Here is a 20,870-nt window from a genome sequence, read left to right as displayed (position 1 = left end):
GAGAGAGGATCATGGGCGAGCGGGCCATCGACGCGGCGACCGCGGCGTTCGTCGCCCACCGCGACCTGCTGTTCACCATCGCCTACGAGATGCTCGGCTCGGCGGCCGACGCCGAGGACGTGCTGCAGGAGACCTGGCTGCGGTGGGTCGAGGTGGACGTGAGACGGGTGGACGACCCGCGCGCCTACCTGGTGCGGATCACCACCCGGCAGTCGCTCAACCGGCTGCGGGCGTTGAAGCGCCGCCGGGAGGCGTACGTCGGGCAGTGGCTGCCCGAGCCGCTGCTCACCTCGCCGGATGTGGCCGAGGACGTCGAGCTGGCCGAGAGCGTGTCGATGGCGTTGCTGGTCGTGCTGGAGACGCTGTCGCCGACCGAGCGCGCCGTCTTCGTGCTGCGCGAGGTGTTCGGCGCGCCGTACGAGGAGATCGCGGAGGCGGTCGGCAAGAGCCCGGCGGCGGTCCGGCAGATCGCGCACCGCGCCCGCCGGCACGTCGACGCACGCCGTCCCCGCCGGGCCGCCTCGCTGGGTGAGGCCCGGGAGGCGTCCGAGTCGTTCTGGCGCGCGATCGAGACCAGGGATCTGCAGGGCCTGTTCGACGTGCTCGCCCCGGACGTCGTCTGGGTGGGCGACGGCGGCGGGCTCCGGCAGGCCGCGCTGCACCCGATCGTCGGCGCCGGCAAGGTGGTCCGCCTCATCGCCGGCATCCTCGACAGGGCCGACGGCGTGGTCACCGCTCACCTCGCCCTGCTCAACGGCGGCCCCGCGCTCGTCGTCCGCGTCGGCGGCGAGCTGGACGGTGTCGTGGCGTTGCGGGTCGAGAACGGCCGCATCACCGGCATCTACTACGTCCGCAATCCGGAGAAGCTCACCCGCGTCGACCGCCAGACCCCGCTCACCCTGCGCTGACCCACCGGCGCGGCCGCACGGACGGGTCAGGAGAGGCGGGTTCGGTGCGGGCGGGGAGACGGCTACGGCTCGCGCCCGGCCCCTCCCCAGGATGACCGTACGGGAGACCCGGCCCCGCAGGCTCGGCGGCGTGCCCGGCGGCCGCAGGGAGATCAGCGCCAAGCCGCGGGGAGGAACGCACCCAAGTAGGGAGCCTCTGGTCCGGTGAGGAGCTCAGCGCGTCCGCCGAATGCGGCCGGAGAGACGGCCGGTTCTCCCATCGCGGCGGAGGCGATAGGGGCGGAGAGGTGTCGCCCGGGCCGCCCAACAGACCGGGCGTGCGGTCCGGGTCACGGGGCGGCCGCGTAGGCGGTTTACGGCTCGGCGCGGTCGGCCCGGTCCTGGTCGAGTCGGGCCAGCGCGGATTCGAACCGGCTGCCGAGGTGGTAGGCGGGGGAGCGGTCGAGCGCGCCGGCGGCGCGGTCGTAGCGGCGGGTGGTGCGCGGGTCGGCGTGCCCGGCCAGGTCCTGGACGATGTGCAGCGGGGTGCCGTCGGACAGCAGGTCGGTGATGACGCTGTGCCGGATGCTGTGCAGGGAGATCGGGAACGGCACCCCGGCGGCGCGCGCCACCCGGTTGATCATCTCGTGGAGGTACGGCTGGGTCAGCCGCCTGCCGGTGGAGGTGACGAACAGCGGGCCGGGGGCGGTGCCGCGTTCGGCGAGGTAGGCGTCGAGGGCCTCGCAGGCGAACGGGGGCAGCACCCAGCGTTTGGTGTGGCCGCCCTTGACCGGGGCGTCGAGGGTGCGGTGGCCGCGGTCGCTGCCGTAGCCGGACAGGTCGGCGCCGATGAGGGACGAGGCGCGGCAGGCGGTGACGACGAGCACGGCGAGGATCGCGTAGGTGCGGGCCGACTCGTGGCGGCGGGCGTGGTCGAGCATGCGGGCGAGCTCGTCGCGGGACAGGCCGCGGGTGGTGGAGTGCTTGGGCGCCTTGGGCCGGTCCATGCCGGCGAAGGGGTCTGTGGCGTCGCCGTGGCGGGCCAGGTAGCGGCTCCAGGAGGAGGCGGCGGAGATACGGCGGGCGCGGGTGGCGTCGGCGAGCCCGGCGGCGCGCAGCGCCCCGGCGTACAGGTCGGCCTCGGTGGCGGGCACCGTGAGCGGGTCGACGCCGCGGGCGGCGAGGTAGGCGAGCCACCAGGACAGGTCGCGGGCGTAGGCGTCGTGGGTGCGGGGTGAGCGGCGCCGGTCGCTGGACAGCCAGGCGGCGGTGCGGACCAGCACGTGCTGCGGCAGGCCGAGCCCGCGCATGAGGTCGGCGAGCTCCTGGGCGGTGCGCGCGGGCGGGCGCCCGCGCAGCGGGGTGGCGACGGGCACGAGGGCGCCCGTGGGCGGGGTCTGGGTGCGGTCCGGTTCCACGCTCGTCACGACACGATGATAACGGGCATTCTCATAATGTCTAACCGATCTTGATTTCTGCGTTCGCGAACGCACGCAAGCGTGTTTCGTTCGTTCGGAACGCTATGATGCGGGTGTGACGCAGGAGCAGACCGCCGAGACGCCCGCCGCCGACGGCGCGCCGGTCCCATCGGCGCCGCGCTGCGCCGGGCCGGGCTGCACCAACACCCTCCCGGGGCGCAGCAGCCGCGCCCGCTACTGCAGTGACGCCTGCCGCGCGGCCGCCTACCGTGCCCGCACCAGCGCGCACGCCGCCCCGGTCGCCGGTGCGCTGGCGCGCGCCCAGGAACTGCTCGGCCCGCTGCTGGAGGCGGGCGAGCGCTGGCAGGCCGCCCAGGACGCGCTGCGCGAACGGCTCACCGAGCTGAGCGGCGGCCTGCTGGCCCAGGCCGAGGCCGCCGAGCAGGCCGCCGAGGAGGCCCGCGCCGCCGCCGCGGCCGCCGAGCAGCGCGCCGTGGCCGCCGCCAACACCGCGGCCGCGCAGGTGAACGCCGCCCGCCGGGACCGGGAACGCGCCGAGCAGGAGCGCGACCGGGCCGAGGAACGCGCCCGCCAGGCCTGGCAGCAGGCCGGTGAGCACGCCAAGGCGCGTGACCTGGCCGAGCGCGCCGCCGAGGAGGCCCGCGCCGCCGCCGCGGCCGCCGAGGAACGCGCCCGCCAGGCCACGGCGGACCTCGAGGCCGAGCGGCGGCACGCCGCCGACCAGGCAGCCCGCCTGACCGCCCGGATCACCGAGCTGGAAAACGAGCTCGCCGCGCGCACCGGCGAGCTGGAGGCGGCGCGGCGCGAGCTGGCCGACCAGCGCGAGCGCGCCCGCGCCGCCGAGACCGAGCGCGACCAGGCACGCGGCATCGCCGAGGCCCGCGCCGAGGAGATCACCCGCCTGCGCGAGGCATTGGCCGCCGCCCAACGCGACCACGAGCGCGCCGTCACGGCGGCGGCCGCGGCGGAGCAGGCCGCAACCTCGGCCCGTGGTGAGGCCGAACGGCTCCGCGCCGAACTCGCCGAGGCACGCGAGTCGCTCGCCACGGCCCAGCGGGAACGCGAGCGTGCGGTCACGGCGGCAGCGGTGGCCGAGCAGGCCGCCGCCACCGCCCGCGGCGAGGCCGAGCGCCTGCGCGACGAACTCGACCGGCTCCGCGCGACCCTCGCCGGCACCCGCTCCCGGCACCAGGACGGCCCGCCGCACTCCGAAGCGGAACACCGCGACGCTCCCGAGGCCGATCCCGGGACGCCGTAGGCGGCGAAGCGGACCGCGTGACGGCGGACATCGGGCGGCGCGGCGCCGGCGCGCCCTCGATACCCGACATCGTCAGGAGTGGAGCGGCCACCGGACCCGCGGCGGGATCGGCGCGTCCCTGCGGCGTGCGGGGACGCGGCGGGTCGCCCGGGCGGCGTGGGCGAGGTCGAACAGGTATGCGCGTTCGTCCTGGTTCAGGCGCAGGGGCCCGGGCCACCGCCTCGAGCACCTCGTCCGGCACGCCGCCGATGTCGCCCTTCTCCAGCCGTGGTGTACCACTCGGTGCTCACAGGTGGCGCGCCGGCCGCCGCCGGGCGTTCGCCCGAGACTTCGCGCCGGCGTGCCGGCCGACACGCGCCTCGTCGCGGCGGCACGCCACGGCCACTGCGGGCCCGTCGCAGCGCCCTCCCGCCCGGCCCCGCCAGCGTGGTTCTCATATCTGGGATATTCTCTCTGATATGGGAGATCGCGGTGGTGCGGGGCAGGGTGCGGAGGTGGAGGCGCGGCTGGCCGGGCGGCTGGCACGGCTGCGCGAGGAACACGGCTGGTCACTGGAGGAGCTGGCCGGCCGTACGGGGGTGAGCCGCTCGACGCTGTCGCGGCTGGAGCGGGGGCAGATCAGCCCCACGGCGGCGCTGCTGAACAAGCTGTGCGCGGCCTACGGGCGGACGATGTCACGCCTGCTCGCCGAGGTGGAGCAGGAGCCGCCGAGGCTGATCGCGGCCGACCGGCAGCCGGTGTGGCGGGACGAGGGGTCGGGTTTCGTCCGGCGGTCGGTGTCGCCGCCCCACCCGGGGCTGCGCGGCGAGCTGGTGGAGGGCACGCTGCGGCCGGGCGCCGACATCCGCTACGACGAGCCGTCCGTGCCCGGGCTGGAGCAGCACATCTGGGTGCTCGACGGCGTGCTGGAGGTCACCGTCGGCGGCGACGTCCACCGCGTCGAGGCGGGGGACTGCCTGCGGTTCCGCCTGTGGGGCCCGACCCGGTTCCGCTGCCCCGGTCCCGGCCCGGTCCGCTACCTGCTGGCGGTGATCTCCCCATGAGCCGTCCGCGTCCTGCCGGGTGCACCGGAGCGCCCGGCCGTACCGCGCGGCATGCGGACCGCTCGCCGTGCGGCGAGGCAGAGCCCGGAGAGAGGGGAAGGGCCGTGCACACGATCGAGCGGCTGTCGCCGGAGGAGTTCGGCCGCCACGTGGAGGAGCTGGGCGGGCTGCTCGCCGACGTGGTCGCCGGCGGCGCGTCCGTGGGTTTCCTGGCGCCCTTCGACCGCCGCGCGGCCGCCGACTGGTGGCGGGAGCGGCAGCCGGAGGTGGCGGACGGCCGCCTCACCGTCTGGGTCGCCCGCGGCCCGTCCGGCATCGCCGGGACCGTCAGCCTGTCCCTGCCGCCGCAGGCGAACGCCGCGCACCGCGGCGAGATCGTCAAGCTCATGGTCCACCCCGACGCGCGCGGCCGGGGCCTCGGCCGCGCCCTGCTGCGCACGGCCGAGCAGGGCGCCGCGCAGGCCGGGCTCACCCTGTTGCTGCTGGACACCGTGGCCGGCAGCCCCGCCGATCACCTGTACGGCTCGGCGGGCTGGACCAGATACGGCGTGGTGCCCGGATATGCGACCGACCCGAACGGCGTGCCGGAGGACGCCGGCTTTTACTACAAGCGCCTGGTGTAGGCACCCGTGGGGGCGCCGCCGGATGGGATTGTTCATGGCGGCAGAGCGGAACCGCCCGTGATGCCCGGCCCTCTTCGGGTGTGCGTGCACACAGGGCGGGCCTGCGCGCGCCGATCGGTGCCGGGCGGTCGCAGGCCCGCCTCGCGGTTCGCCGGCGGCGTGACCGGTCTGGCCGGGCGGACGCGATGCGGTGAACCGAGCGGTCGCCCGCACCCGCCCGTCTTCGCCGCCGTCACGCGGCGTTCCGGTGCCGTACTCGGTCAGGTGGCCGCCTGTGCGCCCCTCCGGAGAGGGCTTCTGGAGATAGCGCTCGACTGCGCCGTGGCTCCCAGGTCCGGCAGCGGGGTTTGACGGGGTGGCCACTCGTCTTCTTGGCGCGCGGAAGGTGCAGGCCGGCCTGCGCCGCAGGATCGGCCTCGCCGATGTGAGCCGGGTGATCGAGAGCGTCACGTACGCATGCCGCGCCCGTCCCCCCACCCGGCGTCAGGACTCACGCACCTTTCCCTGCGCCGATCGCGTGCACAGCGATGACGGCACCGGTGAGCACGTCCACACACCGGCGGGTGCGCTTCCCGGGTTGCGCGCGGCCACGCGGTACGGCGGTCCGCCGCGGCAGGTGCCCGTCATGGCGCGCACAGGCCACACCGCGCGTACGGCCCACCAAGGGCTGGGCCGTTTCGACCGGTCCCGTTTGCCCGTCAGGTACCCCCCAGGGTATAAAGACAGGCAAGTGAGATACCCCTACGGGTATTCGAGATGGGGGAGCCATGAACCCTGACCACTCCTCACACGTCGACGCCGTCACCGCGCAGGCGCTGATCGCCACCAACCCCGACGTGCTCGTCGTCGACGTGCGCACCCCCGGCGAGTTCGAGTCCGCGCACATCGAGGGCGCGATCAACCTGCCGCTCGAGCAGGTCGACGACCACCTGCGGCGCGTCGTCGCCGACGCGGGCGGCACCGTGCTGCTCATCTGCCAGTCCGGGGCACGCGCCACCCGCGCCCACAAGCGGCTGTGCGAGGCCGGGATGTCCGGGGCCAAGGTGCTCTCCGGCGGCATGAACGCCTGGATCGCCGCCGGGGGACCGGTGGTCCGCGGCCGGCCGCGGTGGAGCCTGGAACGCCAGGTACGCCTCACCGCGGGCGCGATCGTGCTGGCCGCGCTCGTCGCCGACCTGTGGCTGCCCGGCCTGCGCCTGGCCGCCGCCGCGATCGGCGCCGGGCTGGTCGTCAGCGCCGTGACCGACACCTGCGCCCTGGGCGCCCTGCTCGCCCGCCTTCCCTACAACCGCGGCCGGGGCACCACCGCCGCCTGCCCCGCGCCCCGCGCCTGACCCGCGCCGCCGCCGTCACCGCGGCGCACCCCCGGCCCCGTTTCGCCACCACCACCCCGCCGGACGCACGCGCGGAGGTACGTACGCATGAGCCTTCCGGTCGTGGCCGGAGCCGTGGCCATCGGCGTCACGCTCGGCCTGTTCGGCGGCGGCGGGTCGATCCTCACCGTCCCGCTGCTGGTCTACCTGGCCGGCATGCCCGCCAAGCCCGCCATCGCCACCTCCCTGTTCGTCGTCGGCGTGACCAGCCTCGCCGGTCTGGCCGGCCACGCCCGCGCCGGGCGCATCCGCTGGCGCACCGGCCTGATCTTCGGCCTGGCCGGCATGGCCGGGGCGTACGGCGGAGGCCTGGTCGGCCCGCACCTGCCCGCGCCGCTGCTGCTGGCCGCCTTCGCGCTGATGATGCTCGCCACCGCCGTGGCGATGATCCGCGGCCGCCGTACCCCGCACCCGGCCCGCCGCCGCGACGGGGAACTCCCGCTTGCGCACGTGCTCGCCGAAGGGGCCGCGGTCGGGCTGGTCACCGGGCTGGTCGGCGCCGGCGGCGGATTCCTCGTGGTGCCCGCGCTGGTGCTGCTCGGCGGCATGCCGATGCCGGCCGCGGTGGCCACCTCGCTGGTGGTGATCGCGCTGAAGTCGTTCGCCGGGCTCGCCGGCTACCTGCACGCGGTCGCGATCGACTGGCCGGTCGCGCTGCCGGTCACCGCCGCGGCCGTGGCCGGCGCCGTCGCGGGCGGTCGGCTCGCCGCGCGGGTGCGGGCCGAGCGGCTGCGCCGGGCGTTCGGCTGGTTCGTGCTGGCCATGGGGGTGTTCGTGCTCGCCGGGCAGGCCCCGCCCGGCCTGGCCGCCGCGCTGCTCGGCACCGGCTGGGGCATCGCCGCGCTCGCCGCCGCCCTGGTAGTCGCCGCGGCCGCGCTGCTCGCCGCGAGACGGGCGGCCGGCCCCGCCGCGCGACGTGCCGGGAAACCCGAAAGGAGATCCACCATGTTCTTCGCCCGCTACTACCTCGACTGCCTCTCCCAGGCCTCCTACATGGTCGGCGACCGCGCCACCGGGCGCGCCGTCGTCGTCGACCCCCGCCGCGACATCGGCGAGTACCTCGCCGACGCCGAGCGGCACGGGCTGCGCATCGAAGGCGTGATCAACACCCACTTCCACGCCGACTTCCTCGCCGGCCACCTCGAGCTCGCCGCCGCCACCGGGGCGTGGATCGGCTACGGCAGCCGCGCCGAGGCCGAGTACCCCATCCGCAGGCTCGCCGACGGCGAGCGCATCGAGCTCGGCGACGTCGTGCTGGAGATCATGGAGACGCCGGGGCACACCCCCGAGTCGATCAGCATCCTCGTCTACGAGCACGCCACCGACCCCGCCCCGTACGGGGTGCTCACCGGCGACACGCTGTTCGTCGGCGACGTGGGCCGCCCCGACCTGCTCGCCTCGCTCGGGTACGGCGCCGGCGAGCTCGCCCGCATGCTCCACCGCAGCGTCCGGCGGCTGATGGAGCTGCCCGACGGCACCCGCGTCTACCCCGCCCACGGCGCCGGGTCGGCCTGCGGCAAGAACCTCTCGGCCGAGCCGTGGTCCACCATCGGCGAGCAGCGCCGTACCAACCACGCCTGCGCCCCGATGAGCGAGGAGGAGTTCGTCGCCCTCGTCACCCAGGGGCAGCCGCCCGCCCCCGGCTACTTCGGGTACGACGCGGTGCTCAACCGCAAGCGGCACGGGCTGCTGGACGTGACCGCCCGTGCCGTGCCGCTGACCGCCGAGGAGGTGATCGCCCGGCGCGACGGCGGCGCCGTCGTCCTCGACGCCCGCGACCCCCAGTCCTACGCCCTGGCCCACCTGCGCGGCTCGATCAACGTCGCCCTCGACGGCCGGTTCGCCGAGCGCGCCGGCATGGTCGTCGCCCCCGGCGCGGAGATCGTCGTCGTGGCCCCGCAGGACCGCGAGAGCGAGGTGGTCACCCGGCTGGCCCGGATCGGGTTCGACAACGTGGCCGGTTACCTGCGCGAACCGGAGGCCGCCTTCCTGGCCATGCCCGGCGAGGTCGCCCGCAGCCGCCGGATGACCGCGGCCGAGCTGCGCGCCGCCCTCGAGGGCGAGGCGCCGCCGTTCCTGCTCGATGTGCGCAACGAGGGGGAGGCCGCCGCCGACGGCGCCATCCAGGACGCGGGCGGCGGCGCGGCCCGGATCCCGCTCGCCGAGCTTCCCGCCCGGCTGGGGGAGGTCCCGGCCGACCGGCCGGTGGTCGTCTACTGCGCGAGCGGCGGCCGCTCGGTCACCGCGATGAGCCTGCTGGAGCGCGAGGGCCGCGGCGATGTGGCCGACCTGATCGGCGGCTACCAGGCCTGGAAGCGCACCGTCGCCCCCGCCGCCGCCTGACCGTTCCAGGCACGGTCCCGTGGCCGGGGCGCAGGGCCGGCCCGCCGCCCGCGCCCCGGCCACGGGACCCCTTTGCCGCCCCGCCGTACCGGGTCAGCGCTCGGGCGCGGCGGTACGGCGGGAGCGGGCCAGGGCCAGGCCGCCGAGGGCGATGGCGGCGGGCCCGATCACCAGGTCGATGACGCCGCCGACGATGCCGTACCCGGTGCCGGGGCCGCCCTCGGCCGCGGCCACCACCAGGGCGCCGATGATCGCGCAGGCCAGCCCCGCCGTCACGGCCGTCCCGGCCAGCCGTACCGTGACGGCCCGGGCGCGGACGGCGGCGCGGGCCAGGGCCAGGCCGCCGGTGACGACGCCCGCCAGGCCCGTCGTCCCCGCCACCACCGACCAGATGCGCCCGGGCGTCCAGTAGCCGACGCCCACGGGAGCGGGCTGCAGCCCGGCGTGCGCCGCGGCGGGCTCGGCGAACAGGGCCGTGGCCAGGAAAGCGGCGGCCAGGCCCGCACCGGCGGCGACCGCCGTACGCCCGGCGGATGCGAACCGGGAGGAAACGCTACGAACCGGCATGGCTGCTCCTTGGTGTCCTGCCGACTGCGATTCCGCCCGATGATGGGCGCCGGGCCCGGGCCGCGTCGTCCGCCCGGCGCGGACACTTCCCGCTGCCGCCGCCGCGGCGGCCCGGCTGCCGCACCCGCGGCAGCGGCCGCCCGCATACCGCGAACGCGGTAGCCGAGCCTCCTCCCCGCGGAAGATCCGCCCCCGCAGGCCCCCGGGTTAGAGTGCGCCCATGGGTACGGCACGGCCCGGCCTGCCCGCCGGCCTCCTCGACTGGGCGATCGCCGCCTGCGTGGCGGCGGTGCTGCTGGTGGTCGGCCTTCCCGGGCCGCACCCCGGCGCCCTGCCCGCCCCGGCCGGGTACGCGCTGCTGGCCACCGGCGGCCTGGCCCTGGGCCTGCGGCGCCGCCACCCGGTCGCCGTGCTGGCCGTCACCGGGCTGTGCGTGGCGGGCTACCAGGCGGCCGGGTTCGACGTGCCCGCCGTCGCGTTCCTGTTCGCGGTGTACTTCGCCGTCCGCGCCGGGCACCGCCGGGCCGCGGTGATCGCGGGCGTGGCACTGCCGGCCGGGCTGCTCCTGGCCGCCCTCGCCTCGGGCGCCGCCGGGGCCGCGGAGGCGTTCGCGCAGGCCCGCGGCGTGCTGGAGCTGGCCTGGCTGATCGCCGCGGGCGCCGCCGGGGAGGCGCTGCGGCAGGCCGAACGCCGGGCGGAGGAGGCCGAGCGCACCCGCGAGGAGACCGCCCGCCGCCGCGCCGACGAGGAGCGGCTGCGCATCGCGCGCGAGCTGCACGACTCGCTCACCCACCAGATCTCGATCATCAAGGTGCAGGCCGAGGTCGCCGTGCACGCCGCCCGCAAGCGGGGCGAGGAGGTGCCGGAGGCACTGCTGGTGATCCGGCAGGCCGTACGGGAGGCGAGCCGGGAGCTGCGCGCCACCCTGCAGGCGCTGCGCGACGACGCCACCGCCCCGCCCCGCGGCCTGGCCGACCTGTCCGAGCTGGTCGGACGCGCCCGCGACATGGGCCTTTCCGCCACGCTGACCGTCGACGGGCCGCAGCAGGAGGTGCCGGCCGCGGTGGGCCGCACCGTCTACCGCATCGTGCAGGAGGCGCTCACCAACACCGCCCGCCACGCCGGCGCGGCCACCGTGGCGGTGCGGGTCGAATGCCGCCCGGACGCGGTGACGGTCCGCGTCGACGACGACGGCACCGCCCGGCCGGGCGCCGACCCGGTGCCCGGGGTGGGCCTGCTCGGCATGCGGGAACGCGTCGCCGCCCTCGGCGGCCGCCTGCGCGCCGGGCCGCGCGAGCAGGGAGGGTTTGCCGTGGAGGCGGAGCTGCCCGTGGAGCGTGTGCCGTGATCCGTGTCCTGCTCGCCGACGACCAGCCGCTCATCCGCAGCGGGTTCCGCGCGCTGCTGGAGCTGGAGGACGACATCGAGGTGGTCGCCGAGGCCGGCGACGGCGCGGCGGCCGTCGAGCTGGCCCGCCGCCACCGGCCGGATGTGGCGCTCGTCGACATCCAGATGCCGGTCGTCGACGGCATCGAGGCGACCCGGCGGATCGCCGCCGACCCGGACCTGACCGGCGTGCACGTGGTGATTTTGACCAACTACGGCATGGACGAGTACGTGCTCGACGCGCTGCGCGCCGGGGCCGCCGGGTTCCTGGTCAAGGACGTGGTGCCCGAGGACCTGCTGCACGCCGTGCGGGTGGCGGCCCGCGGGGACGCGCTGCTGGCCCCGTCGATCACCCGCAGGCTCATCGCCCGCTACGTGCAGGAGGCGGAGCGGCCGCGCGGCCCCGCCCCGGCGGCCGGGCTGCAGGAGCTGACCAACCGGGAGCGGGAGGCGGTCGCCCTCGTCGCCCAGGGCCTGTCCAACGACGAGATCGCCGAGCGCATGGTGATCAGCCCGCTGACCGCGAAAACCCACGTCAACCGGGCGATGGCCAAGCTCGGCGCCCGCGACCGGGCGCAGCTTGTGGTGTTCGCCTACGAGTCCGGGCTGGTGTCGCCGCGCCGTACCCGCTGACCCCGGGGCGGGCATGGCACGGCCCCGCGGCGCGGGCGGGCCCGCCCGTCTTCTACCCTCCAACTCCAGACCAGACCGCAGATCGGCGGCGGCCTCCACGACCAGGACCGGGAGCCGCGCCGCTTGGAAGGATTGACCGCGTGAACATCGTGCTGTGGGTGATCGCCGGGCTGCTGTCGCTGATGTTCCTCGTCGCCGGCGTGATGAAGCTCGCCCGGTCGAAGCAGGACCTGGCCGCCTCCGGGATGACCTGGACCGAGGACTTCCCCGAACGCACCGTCAGGCTCATCGGCGTGCTGGAGGTGCTCGCCGCGGCCGGCCTGATCCTGCCCCCGGCCACCGGGATCGCGCCGGTGCTCGCGCCGCTGGCCGCGGCCGGTGTCGTGCTGCTGATGTGCGGCGCCGCCGTCGTCCACCTGCGCCGCAAGGAGCGCGCCCAGATCGCCGTCAACGTGGTGGCCGGGCTGCTCGCCGCCCTGGTGGCCTGGGGGCGGTTCGGCCCGTACGCGTTCTGACCCCGCGGCGGCCGTGCCGTACCGGGGGCGGCCCTGGTACGGCACGGCCGCCGCGGGTCAGACGGCGGGGCGGGTGGCCCGCACGTAGTGGAGCGCCACCGGCAGCTCCCCGGTCTCCTCCACCCGGAAGCCGGCCTGGGGGACGAGCTCGGCGAGCATGCGGCGCGTGTCCTCCCGCAGGGCCGGGCCGGCGAGCAGGTTGACCAGGCGGGCGAGCAGGGGGTTGGCGGGCGGGCGGAACTCGGCGACCAGAAGCCGCCCGCCGGGGCGCAGCACCCGGAACATCTCGGCCATGACCGCGGCCCGATGCTCCTGCGGGACGTGGTGCAGCGTGAGGCTGGAGACCACCACGTCGAACGACTCGTCGGGCAGCTCGAGCGACTGCCCCTCGCCCACCAGGTAGGTGCAGTTGGCCGGGGCCTGGCGGCGGGCGCGCCCGATCATGTCGGGCGAGGGGTCGACGCCGGTCACGTGCCCCTCGGGTCCGGCGACCGCCGCGAGGATGCGCGACAGGTACCCGGTGCCGCAGCCGACGTCCAGCACCCTGCGGCCCGGCCGTACCCCCGACAGCGCGGCCAGGCGCAGGTACATCTCCCGCCGCCGCCCGGCGAACAGCGTCTCGGCGGCCAGCTCGAACACGAGCGGGTGGTGGAACAGCCGCTCCCCGGCGTGCCCGGTGTGGCCGGTGGTGTGGTCATGCCGTGTCGCGAGGCCCATCGGATGTTCTCCTTGCCGACAACCCGTCCGGTCGCGGACACCCCGGCCCGCCGCGCGCCGCCAAGCCGTGTGTCCGGTCCGTCGCGTACTGCCGACCACTCTACGATCACGGCCGCCCGATCGCCCGGTGCGCGCCGTATCGCGGCGATCACACCTGCGCCGGGGCCGGTCGTACCCGGCGGAGTGCGCCCCGGGCCGGGCCGGTGCACCGAATCAGGCCCACGTCACGGGCAGCGAATGCACACCGAAGATCAGCATGTCGTTGCGCAGCGGCACCTGCCCGGCCGGTACGGCGAGCCGCAGCCGCGGCAGCCGGGCGACCAGCTCGCCCAGCCCCACCTGCAGCTCCACCCGCGCCAGCTGCTGGCCCAGGCACTGGTGCACCCCGTGCCCGAACGCCAGGTGCGGCGCGCGGGGGCGGCGCACGTCGAGCCGGTCGGGATCGTCCCAGTGGCGGGGGTCGCGGTTCGCCTCCGGCATCGCGATGACCACCGTGCCGCCGGCGGGGATCGTCACCCCGCCGAGCGTGACCTCCTCGACGGCCACCCGGGACACGCCCATCTGCACGATCGACAGGTAGCGCAGCAGCTCCTCCACCGCGGTCTCCAGCAGCGAGGGATCGGCGCGCAGCGCGGCGAGCTGCCCGGGGTGCTCCAGCAGCGCGAACGCGCCGAGCCCGAGCATGTTGGCGGTGGTCTCGTGCCCGGCGGCGAGCAGCAGCAACGCGATGTCCACCAGCTGGGCGTCGGACAGCGGCGGGTCGGCCTCGTGCGCCAGCCCCGAGAGCATGTCGTCGGCCGGGTGGGCCCGCTTGGCCGCGATCAGCCCCTGGATGAAGGCGTGCATCTCCAGCTGGGCGCGGGCGCGCTCCTGCTCGCTCGCCTTGACGTTGAGCGAGATCGCGGTGCGCTCCTGGAACCCGGCCCGGTCGGCGGGGTCGACGCCGAGCAGCTCGCAGATCACCAGTGAGGGGATGGGCAGCGCGTAGGCGGGCACGAGGTCGGCCTCGGTGCCGGCCGCGGTCATCTCCGCGATGAGGCCGGCCGCGATCTCGCGGATCCGGGACTCCAGCGCCTTCATGCGGCGCAGCGTGAACTGGCCGGTGAGCAGCCTGCGCAGCCGGGTGTGCTCGGGCGGGTCCATGAAGATGAACATCCCGTCGGTGCGCCGCTCGACGTGCGGCCGGGCCGGGGCGACGCCGGTGGCGGCGAAGGCCTCGGCCTCCTGCGGGCTCAGGCCGGTGGCGTCGGGGTGGCGGACCCGGTCGGCGCTGAAGCGCGGGTCGGACAGCACGGTGCGGGCCTCGTCCAGGCCGGTGACGAGCCAGGCGGGGGCGCCGTTGCGCAGCCGGAGCGGCTGCACCGGGCCCTGGCCGCGCCGCCGCAGCAGGCCGGGCGCCGGGTCGAAGGGCCTGCCGCCGCCGCGTTCCAGCAGGTCCTCCTCGAGCAGCCGGTGCATCAGCATGGGGGAGCCGGTCGCCTGGGCGGTGGCGGTGGTCTCGCCGGTGCTCGTCATCACCACACCCCTTTCCCTGTGATCCGTCGATGCGGCCGGTCGCCGGTGCCGGCGCCGCCCGGAACATTTCCGGCGATCGTGCACAACATGCACCGACGCGCGTCATGCACCTTTTGCCGCCGATCGGGAGTGGCCGGACGCGGCACCGCCGAATCCGGGCAGCGGTTGCCCTGATCACCTGCGCGAATCCGGGCAGTGCCTGCCCTGATCGCGCGTCCGAATCCGGGCAGCCGCTGCCCGGATGGCCACACCCGGCCGACCTCGCGGCGAACTCCAATTTCTGGAAATTGGAAATGCTAAATTTCGGGTCATGTCGCGCGGAGACGGTGCCCGACCGCCGGTGATCACGCCCTGCAGGTACTGCGGCTCACCGATCGAGCAGCGCGGCGGCCGCGGACGGCGCCGCGCCTACTGCCCGGACAAGGGCTGCCAGGCCGCCGCCAAACGGGAACGCGAGCTCCGCCGCGCCGCCCCCGGCCTCGAGGGCGCGCTCGCCCGGGCCGAGGAGCTGTACGAGCGCATGGAGAAAGGCCTCGCCGCCGCCATCGCCCCGCTCGCCGCCGCGCTCACCCAGGAGCTCAGCCCGGCCGGCGTCGAGGCCAAGATCAGCGCGGTGAAGGCCGAGGCCGCCGCCCGCGTCGCCGCCGCCTGGGCCGAACGCGAGCAGGCCGCCGAACAGGTACGGCTCGCCCGCCAGGCCGCCGAGGCCGCCCGCCGCGAGGCCGAGGCGGCGATCGCCGAACGCGACGCCGCCCTCGCCGACGCCGAGACCGCCCGCGAGCAGGCACTGGCCGCGCTGCGCGAGGCCGCCGCCACCGAACGCCGCGCCCAGGCCGCCGCCGACCAGGCGCTGCGCCGCGCCATGCTCGCCGAGCAGGCCCGCGACCAGGCGGTACGCGAGCTCGCCGACCGCGTCGACGCGGCGCTCGCCCAGGTCCGCGCCGCCGAGGAACGCGCCCGCCGCGCCATCGAGGCCGCCGAGCAGGCCCGGTCCCAGTCCGGCCGCGCCCACGACGGCGCCGAGCACGCCCGCCGCGCCGCCGAGAAGGCCGCCCGGGCCGGCGCCGCCGCCCAGGCCCGCGCCGAGACCGCCGAGGCCGAACGGCGCAAGGCGGTCGCCCGCGCGGAGGCAGCCGAGCAGGCCCGCGCCGAGGCCCTCGCCGACGCCGCCGCGGCCCGCGCCCGCGCCGAGATGGCCGAGGCGCAGGCGGCCAAGGCCGAACGCGAGGCAGCAGCCCGCGTCGCCGACGCCGAGCGGCGCGCACGCGAGGCCGAGGCCGAGCGCGACCGGCTGCGCCGGGAGCTGTCGGTCCACCAGGCCCTCGTCCGCGACCTGCGCGAGCAGCTCAAGGCCGCCCGCGCCGAGGCCGCCGAGCTGCGCGAACGCGCCGTCGCCGCCGAGCTGCGCGCCCGCCGGTCGTGACCGCCGTCCCCGCGACACCGCGGGCCGCGCTCCTTTTCCGGCCTTTTCCGCTGGATTTTCGAAGCGGTGCGCAGCCGCCCCGGCGCCGCCACCCGCCGCTCGTGTCCGGCACGCGCCGGGTCCGGCCGATCAGGGCGGGGACCCGGCCCGTGCGGGCTCCCCGGCCGCGAGGGGCGGCCGAGCGGACGCCGCCGGAGCGAGCCGATGCGGCGCGGCATGAGGACGCCGCTGCCGGGCGGCTCATCGTGCCCGAGGCGCCGGCACGCCACCAGCGGCCGCCCGCCGTACGGCCTGCTCGCGGGAAACGGAAGCCGACCGGCGGGGACCGTGCCCGCGCATCGGCCGGGGAGAGAGCTCTGCTCGCCGATTCCGCCTGCTCGCGATCGCCAGCGGAACGCTGGCGCCATCCGGACCCCCATCCTGGCTCTGCGGGCCACCCCGTCGGGCGGCCGCACCGCGTGGCCGTACGGAGATGAGGGCCGGATGCGCCGCCGCGAGCACACCGTGCCTCGGTGTCGTCACCGCCGCGCCCGCGACCGGCGGGCGGGCGGACCCCATGAGCTGCGGGCGGCCGGCCGCTCCCCGCGCCCGGAGGCCGGGCGGCACCGGCGGGTCAGGCCAGTGTTCCGTTGAGGGGTGCGCCAAGGTCGACCGGCTGGAGCCTGCCGGTGCGCACGTCGTAGATGGCGCCGCCGACCGGCATGCCCGGGGGCAGGAACGGGCTGCTGCGGATCTTGGTCAGGTCGTGGCGCAGCGCTTTTTCCTGGTCGGGGATGGTGTGGAAGTCGATGCTGCGGGTGTCCACCCCCTGGCGGGCGGTGAGCTCGTGCACGTCCGCGTCGGTCACCTTGGTCATGCCGCAGTCGGTGTGCGGCATCACCAGCACCCGTTCGACGCCCAGCAGGAACACCGCCAGCACCAGGGTGCGCAGCACGTCGTCGGTGACGCGGGCGCCCGCGTTCCGCAGGATCTTGGCGTCGCCCGGCCGCAGCCCCAGCAGGCCCAGCGGGTCGATGCGCGAGTCCATGCAGGTGACCACCGCAAGCCCTCGGGCGGCCTTCCCGGTCAGCCCGGAGTGCTCGAAGGCGGCGGCGTACTCGGCGTTGGCGGCAAGCAGGTCATCGAACGCATTCACGCATGTGAGGACAGCGCACCACGCCACCCGGTGTCAAAGATTTCGCGACGGCCGATGACCGAACCCCCGGCGGGCGGGGGCTTCCGGACGTCCCGGCGCGTCTCACCGCCGGGCCCGCGGCGAAGTGCGGCATAGGCCGGGGGTGCCTGCCGGGGCGCGGACGGGCCGGGAAATCATGGAGCATGAGCTTTGACGTCGCCCGGGTACGTGCCCTTTATCCCGCACTGTCCGACGGCTGGGCCTGGCTGGACGCCGCCGCCGGGACCCAGATGCCGCAGCCGGTCATCGACGCCATCGTCGCCGCCTACACCGCGGGCATCGGCAACGCCCACGGGGCGTTCGCCGCCAGCGCCCGATCCGACGCGATCGTCGCCGAGGCCCGCCGCGCCGTCGCCGACCTGGTCGGCGGCGACCCCGACGGGGTGGTGTTCGGCCCCAACATGACCACCCTCACCTACCGGTTCGCGGGCACCCTGGCCCGGCAGTGGCGCCCCGGGGACGAGATCATCGTCTCCCGCCTCGACCACGACGCCAACGTGCGCCCCTGGGTGCAGGCCGCCAAGGCCGCCGGCGCCGTGGTGCGCTGGGCCGAGGTGGAGGTGCCCTCCGGTGAGCTGCCCGCCGCCCAGTACGACGAGCTGCTTTCCGAACGCACCCGCCTGGTCGCCGTCACCGCCGCCAGCAACGTGCTCGGCACCATGCCCGACGTGCCGCGCATCGCCCGCAAGGCCCACGACGCCGGGGCGCTGGTGTACGTCGACGGCGTGCACGCCACCCCGCACACCCCGATCGACGTCCTCGCGCTCGGCGCCGACTTCTACGCCACCAGCGCCTACAAGTGGTGCGGCCCGCACGTCGGGGCGGTCATCGCCGCCCCGGCCCTGCTGGAGCGGCTGCGGCCGGACAAGCTCGCCTCCGCGCCCGACCACATCCCCGACCGGTTCGAGACCGGCACGCTGCCGTTCGCCGACCTGGCCGGGGTGGCCGCGGCCGTCGACCACCTGGCCGGGCTCGACCCGCACGCCACCGGGTCGCGCCGCCGCCGCGTGCTGACCTCGATGGCCGCGGTCGAGGCCTACGAGCAGGCCGAGCTCGCCTACCTGTGCGAGCGCCTGGCCGCGCTGCCGCACGTGCACCTGATCGGCTCCCCGGCCCGCCGTACCGCCACCGTCTACTTCACCGTCGACGGCCACAGCCCGCGCCGGGTCGCCGAGCACCTGGCCGCCCGCAAGATCAACGTGTGGGACGGGCACTGCTACGCCTGGGAGGTCACCGGCGCGTTCGGCATCCGCGACCACGGCTCGGCCGTACGGGCGGGGCTGGTGCACTACAACGACCGCTCCGACGTCGACCGGCTGCTGGCCGCGTTGGAGGAGCTGGCGCCCTGACCCTCCCGCGGGCGCACAGGTCCGGTACGGCGAGCATGACGCAGGCGGCAGGCCGTGGCGTCCGAGGGCCGCGGCGCGTCCCGGCCGGCCCCGGCCGGCACGCCGTTGCCGCCGCCGGGGCCACGCCCCGCTCTCGCCGTACCGGACCGGCGTGCCTCACCCGGCGGGCGGGTCGCGGTGGGGCTGCGGGGACGGCGCGCCCGGCCGCGCCTTCCGCAGCAGGACGGCGGCGAGCACGGCCGCGCAGGCCAGGACGGCGGCGGCGACCAGGCAGGTGACCCGCAGGCCGGAGACGAACGCGGCGAAGGCCGCCTCCAACATGGGTTCGCGCAGGTACGGCGGCGCCTGCGCGGCGGCGGCGACGGCCCCGGCGAGCGTCTCGCGGGCCGATGCCGCCGGCTCGCCGGGGACCTCGGGCAGGTACGGCGGCGCCGAACGCGCACGGTAGACGGCGGCGGCGATCGTGCCCAGCACGGCGACGCCCAGCGCCCCGCCCAGCTCGGTGCCCGCCTCCGACAGCGCCGAGACGCCGCCCGCCCGCTCCGGCGGCGCGCCCGCCACGACCGCATCGGTGGCCGACGTGGCGACCATCCCCACGCCCGCCGCGAGGACCCCAGCGCACCCCACCAGGAAGGCGGGGGAGGAGCCGACCTCAAGGCGCGTGGCCGCCAGCAGGCCGGCCACGGCCGTGGTGAGCCCGGTGGCGATGACCGCGCCCAGCGACAGGCGGCGCGCCAGCACCGTGGCCGCCGCCACCCCGGCCACCGTGGCGAGCATCGCGGGCAGCATCCACAGCGCGGCCGCCGGCGGGCCCAGCCCGGCGACCAGCTGCAGGTACTGCGCGGTGAACAGCATCACGCCCACCAGGGCGAACATGGTCAGCGAGTTGACGGCCAGCGGCACGGCGACCGTCCTGGAGCGCAGCAGCCCGGGGTCGATCAGCGGATGGGCCGAGCGCGCCTGGCGGCGGGCGAACAGCGCCCCGGCGGCGAGCCCGGACGCCACGGCGACCGGCGCCGCCCAGCCCGGATCGTCCTCGGCCAGCAGCTTCACCCCGTACACCACCGGGAGCACGGCGGCGAGCGAGAGCGCCACACCGGCCAGGTCGAGCCTGCCCGGCGCCGGGTCGCGATGCTCGGGGACCAGCAGCGGCGCCGCCACGAGCAGCGCCAGCATCACGGGGGTGTTGAGCAGGAACACCGACCCCCACCAGAAGCGCTCCAGCAGGAACCCGGCCAGCAGGAACCCGTAGACGTCGACGATCCACAACGTCTGCGTCGCGGTGGGGGCGAGGTCCGCGCTCAGCAGGGGGAGCGCGAGGTAGAGCACCGAGATGTCCATCGAGACCAGCACGCAGGGCAGGGTGAGCACCGCCAGCCCGGCCCAGTCCCTGGCGCCTGCCTTCGTCGGGTGCGCCAACGTCACTCCTTGCGTACGTCGTATGCAATGACGCATACACCGTACGTCCGGATAAGCATCTCCCGGATTTTGCGCGGTAAATCGAGATCTGATTGATTTACGTCACTAAAAACGTCACAATGAAGCGGGTTCGGGTTTCCTCACGGCACCACGGGGGGTGTGACGAAATCATGGCGGGCGAGACCGTGCGGAGCTGCCTGGTGTGCGGCGCGACGCTGGCCCCCGCCGCCCGGGGCCGCCGCCCGCGCTACTGCTCGCGGGCCTGCCAGGCGCGCGCCTACCGGGCACGCCTGGCCGAGCGTGCCGGACGGCGCGAGCAGGCACTGCGGCAGGACACACCCGCCGCCGGCCGCGCGCCGATCGACGCGCCGGGTGAGACCGGGCCGCAGGAGGCCGGCACCGGCCGGGAGGCGGACGGCAGGGACGCGCTCAGCCTGGACCGCATCGTCCGCGCCGCCCTCGAGATCGCCGACCGGGAGGGACTGGAGGCGCTGTCGATGCGCCGGGTGGCCGCCGCCCTGGGCGCCGGCACGATGTCGCTGTACCGCCACGTCTCCGGCAAGGACGACCTGGTCGACCTGATGGCCGAGGCCGTGCTGGAGCGGGCCGAGGTCGCCTCGTCCGCCGCCGGGCCGGACGGCTGGCGGGAACGGCTGGCCGCCTACGCCCGGGCCATGTGGGCGCTGTACCGGCGCCACCCCTGGCTGCTGCAGGTGCTGTCGGCGACCCGGCCGCGGCTGGTGCCGCGCGGGATGGCGACGACCGAGTGGCTGCTGCGCGCCGCCGAGGGGCTGAGCCACGATCCGCCCACCATGGTCAGGGCCGTGGTCACCGTGACCGGCTATGTGCAGGGCATGGCGATGTTCCTGGTCAACGACATGGACGCCGAGCGCCGCACCGGAATCGCCAAGGAGCGGTGGTGGGAGCTGAACCGCGAGCGCTGGCGCGCGCTGGCCACCAGCGGGCCGTACCCGCTGCTGGCGCGGATCGCCGCGGAGGACCAGGAGGACGTCGGACTGGACGAGGAGTTCGAGTTCGGCCTGCAGCGCATGCTCGACGGCCTCGCCCTCCACCTGGGCACACCGCCCGCGGAACGCCGCCCCTGACCTCCCCGCCGCCGCACCCGCCCCGGCTGCCGGCCCGGCCGTACGGCGCGGCGGCCATGGCCGTGGCGCGGCTCACCACACCCTAGGTTGCATGATCATG

At 76.1% G+C, this 20,870-nt stretch carries 18 protein-coding genes; 12 read left to right on the top strand and 6 right to left on the bottom strand.

Annotated elements, in window-relative coordinates:
• Positions 1-11 precede the first annotated feature (11 nt).
• The gene (locus FHX40_RS11160) at positions 12-908 is read left to right on the top strand and encodes an RNA polymerase sigma-70 factor (protein ID WP_142259541.1); all 897 of its coding nucleotides are present in this window, start codon (positions 12-14) and stop codon (positions 906-908) included.
• A gap of 353 nt (positions 909-1,261) precedes the next feature.
• Here the strand turns inward: FHX40_RS11160 and FHX40_RS11155 are convergent, their stop codons facing one another.
• Positions 1,262-2,314, bottom strand: coding sequence for a tyrosine-type recombinase/integrase (locus FHX40_RS11155; RefSeq protein WP_142259540.1), 1,053 nt, complete (start codon positions 2,312-2,314; stop codon positions 1,262-1,264).
• A 106-nt stretch (positions 2,315-2,420) separates the two neighbouring features.
• On the opposite strand from FHX40_RS11155, the gene FHX40_RS11150 reads away from it, so the two are divergent.
• The 5 genes from FHX40_RS11150 to FHX40_RS26255 all read left to right on the top strand — a co-directional run bounded on the left by FHX40_RS11150 (position 2,421) and on the right by FHX40_RS26255 (position 8,966).
• Positions 2,421-3,584, top strand: a complete 1,164-nt coding sequence (locus tag FHX40_RS11150; RefSeq protein ID WP_142259539.1) for a coiled-coil domain-containing protein — start codon at positions 2,421-2,423, stop codon at positions 3,582-3,584.
• Positions 3,585-4,042: 458 nt separating this feature from the next.
• Positions 4,043-4,627, top strand: coding sequence for a helix-turn-helix domain-containing protein (locus tag FHX40_RS11140; protein ID WP_142259538.1), 585 nt, complete (start codon positions 4,043-4,045; stop codon positions 4,625-4,627).
• 104 nt (positions 4,628-4,731) lie between these two features.
• Positions 4,732-5,250, top strand: coding sequence for a GNAT family N-acetyltransferase (locus FHX40_RS11135; RefSeq protein ID WP_229788169.1), 519 nt, complete (start codon positions 4,732-4,734; stop codon positions 5,248-5,250).
• A gap of 767 nt (positions 5,251-6,017) precedes the next feature.
• On the top strand, positions 6,018-6,584 hold the full coding sequence (locus FHX40_RS11130) for a rhodanese-like domain-containing protein (RefSeq protein WP_142259536.1): 567 nt from the start codon (positions 6,018-6,020) through the stop codon (positions 6,582-6,584).
• A gap of 87 nt (positions 6,585-6,671) precedes the next feature.
• Complete coding sequence (locus tag FHX40_RS26255; protein WP_142259535.1) at positions 6,672-8,966, top strand: TSUP family transporter; 2,295 nt, start codon at positions 6,672-6,674, stop codon at positions 8,964-8,966.
• Positions 8,967-9,059: 93 nt separating this feature from the next.
• Here FHX40_RS26255 and FHX40_RS11120 read toward each other — a convergent pair whose 3' ends face one another.
• Positions 9,060-9,533 (bottom strand): DUF6223 family protein, encoded by a 474-nt coding sequence (locus tag FHX40_RS11120; RefSeq protein ID WP_229788168.1) that lies wholly within the window; start codon positions 9,531-9,533, stop codon positions 9,060-9,062.
• Positions 9,534-9,753: 220 nt separating this feature from the next.
• Between FHX40_RS11120 and FHX40_RS11115 the strand changes: the two genes are divergently transcribed.
• From FHX40_RS11115 to FHX40_RS11105, 3 genes are all read left to right on the top strand, one after another.
• Positions 9,754-10,881: a sensor histidine kinase gene (locus tag FHX40_RS11115; protein ID WP_142259534.1), complete on the top strand. Its 1,128-nt coding sequence runs from the start codon at positions 9,754-9,756 to the stop codon at positions 10,879-10,881.
• Positions 10,878-11,552 (top strand): response regulator, encoded by a 675-nt coding sequence (locus tag FHX40_RS11110; protein WP_142259533.1) that lies wholly within the window; start codon positions 10,878-10,880, stop codon positions 11,550-11,552. Before FHX40_RS11115 ends, FHX40_RS11110 begins: the two co-directional genes overlap by 4 nt.
• A 140-nt stretch (positions 11,553-11,692) precedes the next feature.
• Positions 11,693-12,067 carry a DoxX family protein gene (locus tag FHX40_RS11105; RefSeq protein WP_142259532.1) on the top strand — a complete coding sequence of 125 codons (375 nt, stop codon included), beginning with the start codon at positions 11,693-11,695 and terminating at the stop codon, positions 12,065-12,067.
• A 57-nt stretch (positions 12,068-12,124) separates the two neighbouring features.
• Here FHX40_RS11105 and FHX40_RS26050 read toward each other — a convergent pair whose 3' ends face one another.
• Positions 12,125-12,784 carry a class I SAM-dependent methyltransferase gene (locus tag FHX40_RS26050; RefSeq protein WP_142259531.1) on the bottom strand — a complete coding sequence of 220 codons (660 nt, stop codon included), beginning with the start codon at positions 12,782-12,784 and terminating at the stop codon, positions 12,125-12,127.
• A gap of 213 nt (positions 12,785-12,997) precedes the next feature.
• Complete coding sequence (locus FHX40_RS11095) at positions 12,998-14,248, bottom strand: cytochrome P450 (protein ID WP_425329291.1); 1,251 nt, start codon at positions 14,246-14,248, stop codon at positions 12,998-13,000.
• A 391-nt stretch (positions 14,249-14,639) separates the two neighbouring features.
• Between FHX40_RS11095 and FHX40_RS11090 the strand changes: the two genes are divergently transcribed.
• Positions 14,640-15,722 (top strand): hypothetical protein, encoded by a 1,083-nt coding sequence (locus FHX40_RS11090; protein ID WP_244941592.1) that lies wholly within the window; start codon positions 14,640-14,642, stop codon positions 15,720-15,722.
• Between the two features lie 613 nt (positions 15,723-16,335).
• On the opposite strand, the gene FHX40_RS11085 is transcribed toward FHX40_RS11090, so the two are convergent.
• Positions 16,336-16,857, bottom strand: coding sequence for a beta-class carbonic anhydrase (locus tag FHX40_RS11085; protein WP_142259528.1), 522 nt, complete (start codon positions 16,855-16,857; stop codon positions 16,336-16,338).
• Positions 16,858-17,039: 182 nt separating this feature from the next.
• Between FHX40_RS11085 and FHX40_RS11080 the strand changes: the two genes are divergently transcribed.
• Positions 17,040-18,245: a cysteine desulfurase-like protein gene (locus FHX40_RS11080; RefSeq protein WP_142259527.1), complete on the top strand. Its 1,206-nt coding sequence runs from the start codon at positions 17,040-17,042 to the stop codon at positions 18,243-18,245.
• A 156-nt stretch (positions 18,246-18,401) separates the two neighbouring features.
• Here the strand turns inward: FHX40_RS11080 and FHX40_RS11075 are convergent, their stop codons facing one another.
• Entirely contained in the window at positions 18,402-19,664 is a 1,263-nt protein-coding gene (locus FHX40_RS11075) for an MFS transporter (protein WP_229788166.1), read from the bottom strand.
• A 170-nt stretch (positions 19,665-19,834) separates the two neighbouring features.
• Here FHX40_RS11075 and FHX40_RS11070 point away from each other — a divergent pair, with 170 nt between their 5' ends.
• Positions 19,835-20,770, top strand: coding sequence for a TetR/AcrR family transcriptional regulator (locus tag FHX40_RS11070; RefSeq protein ID WP_170198797.1), 936 nt, complete (start codon positions 19,835-19,837; stop codon positions 20,768-20,770).
• Positions 20,771-20,870: the final 100 nt, after the last annotated feature.

This window comes from Thermopolyspora flexuosa, from assembly GCF_006716785.1.
Lineage (GTDB): Bacteria > Actinomycetota > Actinomycetes > Streptosporangiales > Streptosporangiaceae > Thermopolyspora > Thermopolyspora flexuosa.
The sequence above is the reverse complement of the archived record's forward strand: the minus strand, read 5'-3'. Positions and strand labels throughout refer to the sequence as shown.

Excerpts from the sequence above, each read along its gene's own strand:
- FHX40_RS11070 (WP_170198797.1), top strand. The coding sequence starts at position 19,835 with ATGGCGGGCGAGACCGTGCGGAGCTGCCTGGTGTGCGGCGCGACGCTG.
- FHX40_RS11080 (WP_142259527.1), top strand. The coding sequence starts at position 17,040 with ATGAGCTTTGACGTCGCCCGGGTACGTGCCCTTTATCCCGCACTGTCC.
- FHX40_RS11120 (WP_229788168.1), bottom strand. The coding sequence starts at position 9,533 with ATGCCGGTTCGTAGCGTTTCCTCCCGGTTCGCATCCGCCGGGCGTACG.
- FHX40_RS26255 (WP_142259535.1), top strand. The coding sequence starts at position 6,672 with ATGAGCCTTCCGGTCGTGGCCGGAGCCGTGGCCATCGGCGTCACGCTC.
- FHX40_RS11115 (WP_142259534.1), top strand. The coding sequence starts at position 9,754 with ATGGGTACGGCACGGCCCGGCCTGCCCGCCGGCCTCCTCGACTGGGCG.
- FHX40_RS11140 (WP_142259538.1), top strand. The coding sequence starts at position 4,043 with ATGGGAGATCGCGGTGGTGCGGGGCAGGGTGCGGAGGTGGAGGCGCGG.
- FHX40_RS11160 (WP_142259541.1), top strand. The coding sequence starts at position 12 with ATGGGCGAGCGGGCCATCGACGCGGCGACCGCGGCGTTCGTCGCCCAC.
- FHX40_RS26050 (WP_142259531.1), bottom strand. The coding sequence starts at position 12,784 with ATGGGCCTCGCGACACGGCATGACCACACCACCGGCCACACCGGGCAC.
- FHX40_RS11130 (WP_142259536.1), top strand. The coding sequence starts at position 6,018 with ATGAACCCTGACCACTCCTCACACGTCGACGCCGTCACCGCGCAGGCG.
- FHX40_RS11095 (WP_425329291.1), bottom strand. The coding sequence starts at position 14,248 with ATGCTGATGCACCGGCTGCTCGAGGAGGACCTGCTGGAACGCGGCGGC.